Origin of the sequence: Sphingopyxis sp. 113P3 (assembly GCF_001278035.1) — a bacterium.
Lineage (GTDB): Bacteria > Pseudomonadota > Alphaproteobacteria > Sphingomonadales > Sphingomonadaceae > Sphingopyxis.
The window spans coordinates 3,867,710-3,879,898 of sequence record NZ_CP009452.1 but is presented as its reverse complement, the minus strand read 5'-3'; the positions used below and the strand labels follow the sequence as shown (position 1 = coordinate 3,879,898).

The window sequence follows — 12,189 nt, the reverse complement described above, 5'->3', positions numbered from 1 at the left end:
CATGACATCTTTACCCGACGATCAGGTGCTCCAACTGCGCGCGATCAAATCGGAACGCTGCGCGGCATCAGATCGGAATACATGCGCGCGATCGTCGGAATCCGCAAGCGCAGACCATCAGCGTGCTGAAGGAGGCCCAGACGGGCGCGACGACCGCCGATTCGGCCCGGCCGAATGGGGTGTCGAACGCGACGATTCATAACTGGAAGCCGAAAATAGGTCGTTAAATTGCAGACACCCTTGTCGGTCTCTTTGGCCAGACTGGGGAACCGCCACTCCTTGCATCACCGCGCGAGGCGCTTATCGGCGCCAGACGCAGGTCCTCTCAAAGACGACGGCGCCACCAGAAAGGCGGGGTGAGAGGCTCCATGATGCGGCGTCGCGCGCACCCGCTAACACATGCTGTTACTCGCGGGGCGCCCTGCTTGATCCGTCCACCGGGACGCGCGAGGCTCCCTCGCTTCGATCGCGGTAGATCGCGGCTCGTGCCAGAAGCATGAGCGTCACAGGCGTTGTCAGCGTGACGAAGACACCGATCAGGATTTCATGAATGATCGGGCGCGATTGGAGGACCGAGAAACTGATCATCGATGCGGCGAGGATGAGGGCGGCGCCGAGCGTGGTTCCGAGTGTCGGAGCGTGCACTCGTTCGTAAAAGCTCTTCAGCTGCAGCAAGCCCAAGGTTCCGATGAGTGTCGTCGCAGCTCCTGTCAGCAGGAGGAGCCCAACGATCACCGCTGCCCAGGTCGGAAGGTCCGGTCCCTGAATCATTCGATCACTTCTCCCCGCATCAGAAACTTGGCGAGCGCGACCGTCCCTGCAAATCCCAAGAGGCCAATGGCCAGCGCGGCTTCGAAATAAAGGCTTCTCCCGGTCTGGATCCCGTAGGTAACGAGAAGCAGCATCGCCCCCAGATAAAGCGCGTCGAGGCCGAGCACACGGTCTTGTGCTCGCGGTCCGCGCGCCATGCGATAGGTGGCGCACAGCATCGAAAGACCTAGGAGGATCTGCGAGGCGGTGATGACAAGCGCGAGAAACAGCGTGCTCATTCGAAAATCTCCAGAAGCAGCCGCTCGTAACGATCCTTGATGAACCTTATCCATGTCTCCTCGTCGATCAGATCAAGAACATGGATGAGAATGACGTGCCGCCGCGCGTCATGCTGTACCCACAGCGTGCCGGGTGTCGCCGTGATGATGATCGCCAGTACGGCAAGCGCATAAGGATTGCGAAGTTCCACCGGCAGGTGAAGAAAGCCCGAGTGGCGCTCGGGGGGCTTGAACAATATGATCCGGGCAACTGCAAAGTTGGACCGCACGATGTCCGCCAGGACCAGGCCTGCAAGACGGAAGACCGCCGAAGTCGGCCGAAAACCGGTGGGTTCGGGCTTGAGCGAGAGCATCGTGCGCGAGACGAACGCCGCGACCAGGCCGCCGAGGAGCACATGGCCCGGCGAAAAGCCGGTGAGCAGGATCCACATGACAAAGAGCGCCAGGGTCAGCACAGGATATGGAAAGAGACGGCTCATCTTACGCCGCCCCCCTCTATGGCAGGTCCCGCTGCCTCGATATAGCTGCCGGGGTCATGAAGCGCGCCGGCGGTAGCCTGCATGAAATCCATGACGGGGCCGGCCGCGAGCATCAACGTCAGGCACACTGTGAGAAGGAGACCGATCGGCGTCACCTCGACAAGACTGAGGCGTGCCGGCGAATCCTCGCCGGGCGTCCAGAGGCGATCAATCCCGGCACGCGTCATGGCAATCGTCGTCGCCAGTCCTGACAGGATGATGAGGGCAATCAATGCCCAATGCGAAAGAGCGATGGTGACATGACGGAACAGGGCATCGATGAGCGCGAATTTGGCGATGAACCCCGACAAGGGGGGGAGCCCGGCAAGAAGCAAGGCGCAGAAAATGAACCCGCCACCCAAAATCGCGATCGTTCCTGGTATGACGACGCCCTCTTCGGTTTCCTCCTCCTCGATGGCACCGACATATTCGTCGTCGAAGACGGGCTCGGAGATGCCCTCGATTATATCCGCTTCGTCGGCGTGGCGCTCCACCGGTTCGATAAGGAGGTAGAGTGCGCTGACCGCGAGCGTCGAACTGACGAGATAGAAGAGCAGCGCGGCTGTAAGCGCTTCGCCGCCAATACCGATCGCGGATAGCAGGATGCCCGACGACACGAGAACATAATGGCCCGCAATGCGGGTCAAGTGACGCGCGGCGAGGATGCCGACGATGCCGAATACCATGGTCGCGAGCCCTGCGTAGAGCAGTGCGTCGTTTGCAAAGCCTGCAGCGCCTCCCGAATCCTTCCCGAAGAGCAGGAAGGACAGGCGCAGGATGATGTAGATGCCAACCTTGGTCATGATGGCGAACACGGCGGCGACCGGAGGCGAGGCGGCCGCATAGGTCCGCGGCAGCCAGAAGCAGAGCGGCCAGATGCCCGCTTTGACGAGAAAGGCCACGCCGAGGATCGCGGCGCCAGCTTCCAACAGGGCCAGATTCTCCTCGGCCGCCGAACTGAGGCTGACCGCAAGGTCAGCCATGTTGAGGGTACCGTTGACCGAATAAAGGAGCGCAACGCCAACGAGGAACAGCAGCGAGGCGGCGATGTTGATCGCGATATAATGGAGACTGGCGCTGGTCCGCTCGGTGCCCGATCCATGCAGGATGAGACCATAGGAGGCAGCGAGCAGGACTTCGAAAAAGACGAAAAGATTGAAGATGTCGCCGGTGAGGAACGCGCCGTTGATTCCCATCAGGAGCAACAGGAACAGCGCGTGGAAGCGCGGCCCCGATCGATCCCAGCGCGCGGTGGCATAGAAGAGGGATGTGAAGCCGAGGATGCTGGTCAGCAGCAACATCATCGTCGACAGGCGATCCGCGACCAGCGTGATCGCGAAAGGGGACGGCCAATCACCGATCCGGTAGGCCACAGGTCCGCTTTCGCGCACAGACCATAAAAGAAGGGCGGCAACCCCGACCAAAAGTGCGGAGACACCGAGGCTCAAGACCCGTTTGGCGGTTCGGCGGCGTTCGTCCATCGAGAGCATGAGCGCGCTCGCCACCAGCGGTAGCAGGATGGGGACGACGACCAGATGTGCAAGCCAGCCCGTCACGCCTCCCCATCCTCCCCATCGACATGGTCAGTGCCCGTCAAACCGCGCGAGGCCATCAGCACGACGAGAAGCAGCGCGGTTGTGGCGAACGAGATGACGATCGCGGTCAGCACCAGCGCCTGGGGCACGGGATCGGCATAGGCCGCGGGATCCGCTGTGCCTTTGCCCACGATCGGCGGGGCGTCGGTGCGCAGGCGTCCAGCCGCTATTATGAAGAGATTGACGGCATAGGAGAGCAGGGAGAGTCCGAGGATCACCTGGAAGGTGCGCGGGCGGAACAAGAGCCAGAGCCCCGACGCGGTGAGGATGCCGATGGCAAGCGAGAGGACGACTTCCATCAGGCCGTCCCTTCCGCAGGTGAGGGCTGCGTCCCGGCCACGACCTTCCTCTTGAGGGGAGACCGGATCGACTGGTGCGCGAGCGCGATCAGGATCAGGACGGTCGTGCCGACGACGACGGCGAAAACGCCGATGTCGAAAAGCAGAGCGCTGGCGATCGGGATGTCGCCGATCAGTGGGATGCTGAGGTAGCCGAAATGGCTGGTGAGGAAGGGGTGGCCGCCGATCCATGCCGCGATGCCGGTTCCGACCGCGAGCAGCAAGCCGAAGCTGATCCAGCGAAGCGGGCGGATGTCGAGGTGGGCTTCGACCCATCGCGTCCCGCCTGCCATATAGAGGAGGAGAATGGCGATCGAGGCGGTCACCCCGCCTGCAAAGCCGCCGCCCGGCAGGTCGTGCCCGCGCATCAGCAGGTAGATGGCAAAGGTCAGGATCACGGGGAACAGCCACTGCATGATGATTCTCGGAACGAGGAGGTAGTGCGCAAGCGTGTCGCCATGCGAGCGCTCCTCATCGTCGCGGTCGAAGTCGTTCTGGCGCTGCTGCTGATGCGGCAGCTCGACGCTCTCCGGCGCCGGCCTGAAACGCCTGAGAAGTGTGAACACCGTGAGCGCGACAATGGCGAGCACGGTGATTTCGCCAAGCGTGTCGAAGCCGCGAAAATCCACGAGAATGACGTTGACCACATTGGCTCCGCCGCCGCCCGGGTACGCGTTCTCGACAAAAAAGCGCGAAATGCTCGGGGCGCTCGGCCGCGTCATCATCGCATAGGAGAGTGCAGCCATTCCGATGCCGCCCGAGACCGCGAGCAGCAGGTCGCGGCTGCGGCGCAGATGTACGCTCCAGGGGGTGCGCGCCTCGGGCCAGATATCGGGCTGGCGTAGCGGCAGCCATCGAAGACCGAGCAAGAGGAGCACGAGGGTGATGATCTCCACAAGCAATTGCGTAAGACCAAGGTCGGGCGCGGAAAGCCAGATGAAGCTGATGCAGGTGGCGAGGCCCGCCCCGCCGATCAGCGACAGCGCGACGAGACGGTGGAATTTCGCTTGCCATGCTGCGCCGACGGCGCAGAGGCAGCCGATGATCCACAGCAGGGCAAAAACCGGATCGATCAGGGCCACCGGTTGCGAGCCCGGGCGGTAGCCGAGGAAAAGAAACGGCAAGGTTCCGACAAGAACGGCCGTTCCGATCAGAAGGCGCAACTGGACCTGCAATTTTGTCGTGCCGAGCAAATCCTGAAGCGCGCGTGCCCACTCGATGATGGCCGCCAGCGCCGCTTCGAAGGTGCGCCGGGCTTTCAGTCGGCCGATTAGGGGGGAGCGCTCCACAGCATTAAGGCGCGCGCCGTAGCGCCCATAAGCAAGCGCTCCCCCGACCAGGGCGATGAGACTCATGAGCAGCGGCGGGTTGAACCCGTGCCAGACCGCGAGGCTATAGGCCGGCGCGTGTTCGCCCAAGACGGCACCAACCGCGTGTGCGAGGAGGGGCCCGATCGTGAGGCCTGGCAGGATGCCCACGAGCAGGCAGGCAAGCACGAGTATCTCGATCGGAAAGCGCATCCAGTGGGGCGCCTCGTGGGGGGAATGGGGAAGGTCCACGGGCGGCGGCCCGAAGAATGCCTGGTGAATGAAGCGGATCGAATAAAAGACGCTGAACGCGCTTGCGAGGGTAGCCAAAATGGGAAGGGCGGCATCGAGTATCGTCCCGCTGTGCGCCTCGAGAGCTTCGGCGAGGAACATTTCCTTCGACAGGAATCCGTTGAGCAGCGGGACACCCGCCATGGCAGCTGCGGCGACCATCGCGAGCGTGGCCGTGATCGGCATGAAGCGGGCGAGACCGCTGAGGCGCCTGAGGTCGCGTGTCCCGGTTTCATGGTCGATGATGCCGGCTGCCATGAAGAGCGAAGCCTTGAAGGTCGCATGGTTGAGCGTGTGGAAAATGGCAGCGACCGCGGCGAGCGGACTGCCCAATCCCAGTAGAAGGGTGATGAGCCCGAGATGGCTGATCGTCGAATAGGCGAGGAGGCCTTTGAGGTCCTGCTGAAAGATCGCGGACCATGCCCCCACGAGCAAGGTTGCAAGGCCTGCCGTCGTGACGATCAGATACCAGCTTTCGGTTCCCGAAAGAACGGGCCACAGGAGGATGAGAAGAAAAATGCCCGCTTTCACCATCGTCGCCGAGTGAAGATAGGCCGAGACCGGCGTCGGTGCGGCCATCGCGTGCGGCAGCCAGAAGTGGAACGGAACCTGCGCGCTCTTCGTGAACGCCCCGAGCAGAATAAGGATCAGCACCGGCAGATAGGCGCCGTGCGCCCGGATGGTCGATCCCGCCGCAAGCACGGTGTCGACGTCATAGCTGCCCGTGATCCGGCCGAGCAGCAGGAAACCGATGAGCATGCAGACACCGCCGAGGCTGGTCACGATCAGGGCCATTCGAGCGCCATCGCGAGCGGCCTGATTGTGATGCCAATATCCAATGAGCAAGAAGGAAAAGAGGCTGGTCAGCTCCCAGAAAAAAGCCAGCTGGATCAGATTGCCCGAGAGGACGATGCCGAGCATCGCGCCCATGAAAGCCTGGAGAAAGGCGAAGAAGCGCGGAACGGGATCCTTCGGCGACATGTAGTAACGGGCATAGAGGATCACCAGCGCGCCCATGCTGAGTACGAGCAAGGCGAAAAGCCACGTAAAACCGTCGAGCCGCAACGTGAATTGGAGGCCGAGCGAAGGAAGCCAGGCGGCTTCGAGACGCACGATCTCGCCTCCCGCAATAGCGGGATAAAAGGTGGCAAGCAGCCCGACTCCGGCGAGGGCGATTGTGCCGGCGAGGGCCGAAGCCCAGTTCCGCCCCGCCTGCGGCAGGGCGGCCGCAATGATGCTGCCGAGAAAGGGAAGGCTCACCACCGCCAAAAGGTAGCGCGGGTCATTCATCGGGGGTGACAGGCTCCTGAGGCTAGCGAGATATTTTTCGTCTTAGAGAGCCGCACCGCGCCAAGGCAAGACCGCGCGTCGCCGGCGTGCGCGCGCGGTCCCGGCTTTTCTATTTGTCAGCGCTGCCGACGATCAGAAGGTCGCCCGAATGGGTTTCGAGCAACTTCCTTTCGGTGCTGCCGATGATTGCTTCAAAGAGGATGCCGTGGCCATGGCTTCCAACGACCGTGAGGTCCGCGAAATGGTCTTCGGCAAATTCACTGATCAGGCGTTCGACAGCGCCGGTCTCGACCACGAGATCAAGGCGCGTTGCAAGATCGTCGCTTACGCGCGGGTCTGCGAGGACCTCGGCGAGCATGTGCGAGCGCAGATCATAATCGGTTTCGGAGTGCGCGGGGGCTGCCGCAGACGGAACATCGTGGGCATGGAACAGCGTAAGGCGCGCGCGGGGGAAAAAGCTTGCCGAGGCAAGCAGCGCCTCTCGCGCTCCCGGCGAACGATCGGTTGCAACGACGATGTTGCCGTAAGGACCGGCGGGACGATCGTGCACGACCAGAAGGGGAACCGAAAGAGTCCGGATCAACCGCTTTGCGGTCCCCCCGAGCAGGAGACCGCCGAGCATGTCATTCCGGCCGCCACCCACAACGACCAGGTCGCAGCTTTCCTTCATCGCGATCGACTGAAGTTCGGCGGCTGGATCGCCGGTCGTTACGAGGATCTCCGCCGAGCCGCCGCTCGCTGCCAGGTGCGACTCCAGCGTCCGGCGCGCGCGCTCGAGCGGCGTCGTGATGCGTCTTCGTCCCTTTGGCTCGAGCATCTGCGCGGCGTCCGGCTCGACGATGGTCGCCGCGATCAAACGGGCGTTCCATTCGCCCGCCAGCGCGACCGCGCGGTCGAGCGCTCGGTCGCTTTGGCAACCAAGGTCGGTGGCGAGAAGAATGACTTTCGGCTGTGCCGGGGGCTGATCGCTCATGTCCATCCTTTGTCGTCCATATGGCCGCCTATTCCTCGCGACGCGGCGAGGTTCCCCGTCTGTTCATGAAGGAAATGGGCCGGCCTGCGGCATAATCGATAGCGCCCCCCTGAAAATCCCGGGCCGGGAGCCATGCAGAGCTGGGGAGAGGGGGCTTGCATGCCGGCACGTTGGGGTCTGGCTGGAGAGAAGTCAAACGCAGCTTGCCGCGCCGCTATGCGATATCCGCTGCAATTTGGCCGTTTCGCCGGCGCATGCTATGGGATGATCCATGACGTGTTTTTCGGCACTTCGTTTCCTGGCTCATGCTGGCAGCCTGCTCACGCGTGGTTCGGCCTCGGCGCGGCGGCGCCCTGCCTGACCCGCAGGGCGACGCTGACCCCGAGGCTCTCGCCGGGCAGCTCTCCCGGCCTTTCGCACAATCGATAGACTGAGGCCCGCAGCCCTGCGGGTCGGAAATGGCGCCTGTGCGCCCGGAGTTCCCATGAGCCATTTGGTATCCGAGGCTGAAGCCTTCGGCATTTTGCAAACGCGCCGCGCGCATTTCGTCAACGCGGCTGCCCCGGCATTGGCCGGGATGGTCTCCCCCGACGATGCCGCGCAAATCGCATCGACATTGCTGCAAATGATGATCGCCGCCTACGAAGGCTCGCCAGCCCCCTCCAGCGAGGTCGAGGCGCTGCCGCGCAAGGCCTTTATCGCCTTCGGCGACAATCTTGTGCCGCTGCTCAAGGACATTGTCGGTGAACCGCCCGTCGGTTTTCTCTCGCGCTGTGTCGATGCCTATTGGCGGAGCGCCGCCTCGGTGCTCGAGCCGGCCTGACGCCCAAGCCGCTCATCGGAGGTGGACCACGTCGCTTCGGCGCCGCGTCCTGAAGGGCCAGCCGAAAGAGGGTCCGACCTGGCTTGGGGCCGAAGGCGGCGCCGATCCGATCGAAGAACCCACCCCGCAGCACCGGGCTCGGACCTCAAAAGCTTCGCCCCTTTTCGTAGGGGGTTCGGCCGCCTTTCAAGAGACCGGCCGCCACCGGACAAGGAGACATTGCGTGAACATATTTTTGGCGCAGCAGTCGCTGTTTGGCCATTTGATCCGAAAGGCTGCATCGCGTGCAAGCGCGATGCTCGCTGATCCCCTGGGTGCCTCGCGCGTTCGGTCCCCTTCGGATTGCGGGATGACCGAAATCGAACGGCTGGAACATTCTGTCCTTGTCGAGGATCAACTGCTGGCACTCGCCCTGCGGCGGACCGCTGGGCCGGCGGCGCCGTGCGCGATCGAGGCTGCGCTCGATAATCTCTTTGCGACCCCTCCTGGTCGGCTCGCGGTGGAGGCGCAGCGACGCGCCGTCATTCAAAATGGGAAGGGGCAGCCGCTCGCGATCGAACCCGCTCGCAAGACTGCCGAGGCAATGGAAGAACCTCTCGATCGGGACGCAAGCAGGGCGTTCGAGACTCTCGAAGCCTATGCAGATCTTTATTGTGATCTGTGGTGTGATCCCAGGATTGGGGCGCCCGTCACCGTCCGGCGCGAGATGCTCGCGCTTGTGAGCGCCCTCCATGAACGCTGTGCTCGCACAAAGACCCCAGAGAGGCAGGAGGCGGGCCCATGAGCCGCATGCCGCAGCGGCCGGAAGCCCGGCCCTTCAATCCTCGATGTCGCAGCCGGCTGCTTCTCATCATCGCCTTTTGCGTGATTTTCGCAGCCACGTGCTGGCTCGTGGGAACAATATTGCGCGCCGCATCATGAAAGGATGGAATTCGAAAATGTCCAATCTGGCAGGCCTGTCGCTGAGCTGGGCCTATACGCTTGAAGAGATATTGGGACTTGTCCTCGTCGCGGGGATCGTAGGCCTTTACAGCCTCCTGTTCGCATTCACCGAGCGCAACTGGCGCGGCTGGCTTGTTTCTGCATGCCTGGCCTTCGCGGTCATGGCGTGGCTCATTGCAGCAAGCTCGTCAGCCCAACCTGCGGCCGCGAGCGACGCGAGGACGACAACATCTCACCGGGTTTCGGCGCCCGTCTGACCGGCAGCGTTGCAAGTCGCCCGTCCGCTGCAGCAGCCCGCGCGGACGGACAAAGATGCGCCTGTTCCCATCCATGCGATGCCGAGCGTCTGACTGCGGGCAGACGGCTCGACTGGTACGGATCAGGCGAGCCTCGTCGTGATGGGCAGTCCGCCTTTCAGTGTCAGGGTGACCGGGGTGCGCTCGGCGATGTCGGCGAGACGGGATTTTTGCACATCGTCGAGGCCTGCAATGGCGAGCGTGCGGTCGATGTGCATCGCACCGGGTCCGCCCGAAAGGCGAAGGCCAACCTCGACCGATTCGAGGGGCCATTGCTTGCGGTCCGCGTACATGCGCAGCGTGATCGCGGTGCATGCGCCGAGGCTGGCGAGGAGCAGGTCATAGGGGGCGGGGCCGGCCGCGCCCCCGCCCAGGCCGGGGGGCTCGTCGGATATTAGCTTGTGGCCGCCGACCTCGATCTCGGTACGATAGCGGTCCTTGCCGATGCGTGCGGTTCCCTTGCCCATGCCTTGTCTCCTGCTGCGACCCAGCCGAATCTCTCACGCTCCCTCGGTGGGGGCAAGCCTCAGCGCCAGGCCGTGTCGCCGGCAAGGCCGAGTCGCTCGGCTGCCTGCCACGCCGGGGATCCGCGATCCTTGATGCGATCGGCAAGTTTTGCCATCGCGGCGACCATCAGTCGGTCGCGCCGGCCAAGATCGTAGCGCCGCCCGAGCTCGAGCCGCGCGCGCACTGCGGGGGGCAATAGCGAAACGGCAGCGCGCGCAAGCGACTTGTGCAGAAATGACGGCACCGAGGGCGCGGCGCGGCCCGACTCGATGATATCGAGAAATTCGGTGAGGATCGGATGCGGCTCGAAACATGGCAGCAATTCTCCCATCATCGCCATGAAATCGGCCTCTGACTTCGGGGTTCGGGTCACGCCATAGAGCAGGGCGACGGGCTCGCCCTCGCGCCAGAAGCGCGCCTGATCGGCGGCCGAGAGCGGCGCCACGAAGCGGTGATAGGCATTGAGAAAGCCATATTGGGCGGTTGCATAAACCCAGTTGAGCAACACGGGGTCGAGTGCGGAATAAGTCTCGCCCCCCGGGGTGGTTCCCCACACTTTGGCGTGCATGCGTCCCACCCCGCCGATCACCCGCCGTGCGGTGCTGGCGGGGCCGTAGACGCCGGCCATCGCCGCCATCGCCGTGCGCTGCGAGCGGCCGATCGGGTCGGTCTTGTAAGTCGAATGGTCCCAGACTCCCGACCGGATGCGGGCGTCGGCAAATTCGAGCAGCACGGCCGCAACCCCCCCGATGGCAAGCGCGACGGGATTTTTGAACACTCGCCACTGGACCGAATTGGGCGCGAGAAGCGCGGGTTCCCCCACGGGACTGGTGAAATCGATCGCCATCGCGGCGGGAGGACGGAGCATCGGCTTCATTGGCGCATCCGCGTGGCGATTGACCTTCGGGATATAATCGTTATCAGATGTGATAATTAATGGCAACGGGTGGAATGATGAACCTCGAGTGGAGCGATGCCGAAGCCGAATTCGCGCGCGAGATGCGGGCCTTGCTCGAGCGCGAACTGACGGCGGAGCTGCGCGCCGGCGCGGCGGGTATGACCAGCGTCTATGCCGATCATGGCGTGTCGATGGCCTGGCAGTCGAAACTCCATGCGCATGGTCTCGCAGCGCCGCACTGGCTACCCGAGCATGGCGGGCGCGACTGGAGCGCGGCTCAATTCTACCTATGGGCGCGCGAACGCGCCCGCTCCGGCGCGCCCCCGCTCTCGCCGATGGGGATCCACATGGTCGCCCATGTCATCGCGGCCTTTGGGACCGAGGAGCAGAAGAACCGGTTCCTGCCGCGCATCCTGTCGGGCGAAATCTTCTTCTGCCAGGGCTATTCAGAGCCGGGCGCGGGGTCCGATCTTGCGGCCCTTCAGATGAGCGCAGTCGCCGACGGAGACGATTTCGTCCTCAACGGATCGAAAATCTGGACCACGCACGCAGAGGAGGCCAACTGGATCTTCTGCCTCGTCCGAACCTCGAAAGGCGAGCGGCCGCAGCAGGGGATAACTTTTCTGCTCGTCCCAATGGATCAGCCCGGGGTCACGGTTCGCCCGCTGACGATGATCTCGGGAGAAACGATCCAGGCCGAGGTCTTTTTCGATAACGCCCGGTCATCGAAGGCCAATGTGATTGGCGCGGTGGATCGTGGCTGGACCGTTGCCAAATATCTGCTCGAGTTCGAACGCGGCGGGTCGGCGCATGCGCCGGGGCTCGCAATGCGGGTCGACGCGCTCGCACGCCGCGCCGCCCAAACCCCCGCAGGCGAAGGGATGCTGGGCGACGATCCTGTCTTTGCACACAAGATTGCCCGCGCGCGCATCCGCGTCGATATATTGGAGATGATCGAGCTGCGCCTTCTGTCCTCGGCGGGACAAGGGAAAAGCGTCGGAGTGATGGCGTCGCTGCTGAAGATCATGGCGACCGAACTCGCGCAGCATATCACCGAGCTGGACTATGAGGCTGCGGGTCCTGCGGGTACGGCCTTTCAGCCGCATGCGGGCCATCCGGGCGCCGCTGTGCCCTCGCATGTCCCGCCCGCGGACGGCCATCTGACCGGCGCGCCCTGGCAGGCCATTGCGCCGCTGCGCTATTTCAACGAGCGCGCGGGGTCGATCTACGCCGGATCGAATGAAATTCAGCGCAACATTCTTGCAAAGGCCGTGCTCGGCCTCTGACGGCGCCTCTCTCGACGAGCGAGACTGTGAAATTTGAGGACTTGCCCTCTCGAGAGAAAGTTGCGGTCTCTTCGGA

General features: G+C 63.5%; 14 protein-coding genes. 5 read left to right on the top strand and 9 right to left on the bottom strand.

Going from position 1 to position 12,189, the window contains the following annotated elements:
• Nucleotides 1-20 precede the first annotated feature (20 nt).
• A complete protein-coding gene (locus LH20_RS24430) occupies nucleotides 21-227 on the top strand; it encodes a transposase (protein WP_442800466.1) in 207 nt (68 codons plus the stop codon).
• A gap of 178 nt (nucleotides 228-405) precedes the next feature.
• Here LH20_RS24430 and mnhG read toward each other — a convergent pair whose 3' ends face one another.
• The 7 genes from mnhG to LH20_RS18780 all read right to left on the bottom strand — a co-directional run bounded on the left by mnhG (nucleotide 406) and on the right by LH20_RS18780 (nucleotide 7,361).
• Complete coding sequence (mnhG, locus tag LH20_RS18810) at nucleotides 406-771, bottom strand: monovalent cation/H(+) antiporter subunit G (protein ID WP_053555549.1); 366 nt, start codon at nucleotides 769-771, stop codon at nucleotides 406-408.
• Complete coding sequence (locus LH20_RS18805; RefSeq protein ID WP_053555548.1) at nucleotides 768-1,049, bottom strand: K+/H+ antiporter subunit F; 282 nt, start codon at nucleotides 1,047-1,049, stop codon at nucleotides 768-770. The genes mnhG and LH20_RS18805 overlap by 4 nt, the downstream gene beginning before the upstream one ends.
• Entirely contained in the window at nucleotides 1,046-1,528 is a 483-nt protein-coding gene (locus LH20_RS18800; RefSeq protein WP_053555547.1) for a Na+/H+ antiporter subunit E, read from the bottom strand. The genes LH20_RS18805 and LH20_RS18800 overlap by 4 nt, the downstream gene beginning before the upstream one ends.
• Nucleotides 1,525-3,123, bottom strand: a complete 1,599-nt coding sequence (locus tag LH20_RS18795) for a monovalent cation/H+ antiporter subunit D (protein ID WP_053555546.1) — start codon at nucleotides 3,121-3,123, stop codon at nucleotides 1,525-1,527. Before LH20_RS18795 ends, LH20_RS18800 begins: the two co-directional genes overlap by 4 nt.
• Entirely contained in the window at nucleotides 3,120-3,461 is a 342-nt protein-coding gene (locus LH20_RS18790) for a Na+/H+ antiporter subunit C (protein WP_053555545.1), read from the bottom strand. The genes LH20_RS18795 and LH20_RS18790 overlap by 4 nt, the downstream gene beginning before the upstream one ends.
• Nucleotides 3,461-6,388: a monovalent cation/H+ antiporter subunit A gene (locus LH20_RS18785; protein WP_053555544.1), complete on the bottom strand. Its 2,928-nt coding sequence runs from the start codon at nucleotides 6,386-6,388 to the stop codon at nucleotides 3,461-3,463. Before LH20_RS18785 ends, LH20_RS18790 begins: the two co-directional genes overlap by 1 nt.
• A gap of 109 nt (nucleotides 6,389-6,497) precedes the next feature.
• The gene (locus LH20_RS18780) at nucleotides 6,498-7,361 is read right to left on the bottom strand and encodes a universal stress protein (protein WP_158501167.1); all 864 of its coding nucleotides are present in this window, start codon (nucleotides 7,359-7,361) and stop codon (nucleotides 6,498-6,500) included.
• Between the two features lie 484 nt (nucleotides 7,362-7,845).
• Here LH20_RS18780 and LH20_RS18770 point away from each other — a divergent pair, with 484 nt between their 5' ends.
• The 3 genes from LH20_RS18770 to LH20_RS18760 all read left to right on the top strand — a co-directional run bounded on the left by LH20_RS18770 (nucleotide 7,846) and on the right by LH20_RS18760 (nucleotide 9,383).
• On the top strand, nucleotides 7,846-8,184 hold the full coding sequence (locus LH20_RS18770) for a hypothetical protein (RefSeq protein ID WP_053555541.1): 339 nt from the start codon (nucleotides 7,846-7,848) through the stop codon (nucleotides 8,182-8,184).
• A gap of 223 nt (nucleotides 8,185-8,407) precedes the next feature.
• Entirely contained in the window at nucleotides 8,408-8,968 is a 561-nt protein-coding gene (locus LH20_RS18765) for a hypothetical protein (protein ID WP_053555540.1), read from the top strand.
• A gap of 154 nt (nucleotides 8,969-9,122) precedes the next feature.
• Nucleotides 9,123-9,383, top strand: coding sequence for a hypothetical protein (locus LH20_RS18760; protein WP_053555539.1), 261 nt, complete (start codon nucleotides 9,123-9,125; stop codon nucleotides 9,381-9,383).
• 122 nt (nucleotides 9,384-9,505) lie between these two features.
• Here LH20_RS18760 and LH20_RS18755 read toward each other — a convergent pair whose 3' ends face one another.
• Nucleotides 9,506-9,889 (bottom strand): OsmC family protein, encoded by a 384-nt coding sequence (locus LH20_RS18755; RefSeq protein ID WP_053555538.1) that lies wholly within the window; start codon nucleotides 9,887-9,889, stop codon nucleotides 9,506-9,508.
• Nucleotides 9,890-9,948: 59 nt separating this feature from the next.
• Nucleotides 9,949-10,806 (bottom strand): oxygenase MpaB family protein, encoded by an 858-nt coding sequence (locus tag LH20_RS18750; protein WP_235527027.1) that lies wholly within the window; start codon nucleotides 10,804-10,806, stop codon nucleotides 9,949-9,951.
• Nucleotides 10,807-10,883: 77 nt separating this feature from the next.
• Here LH20_RS18750 and LH20_RS18745 point away from each other — a divergent pair, with 77 nt between their 5' ends.
• Nucleotides 10,884-12,113 (top strand): acyl-CoA dehydrogenase family protein, encoded by a 1,230-nt coding sequence (locus LH20_RS18745; protein ID WP_053556377.1) that lies wholly within the window; start codon nucleotides 10,884-10,886, stop codon nucleotides 12,111-12,113.
• Nucleotides 12,114-12,189 lie beyond the last annotated feature (76 nt).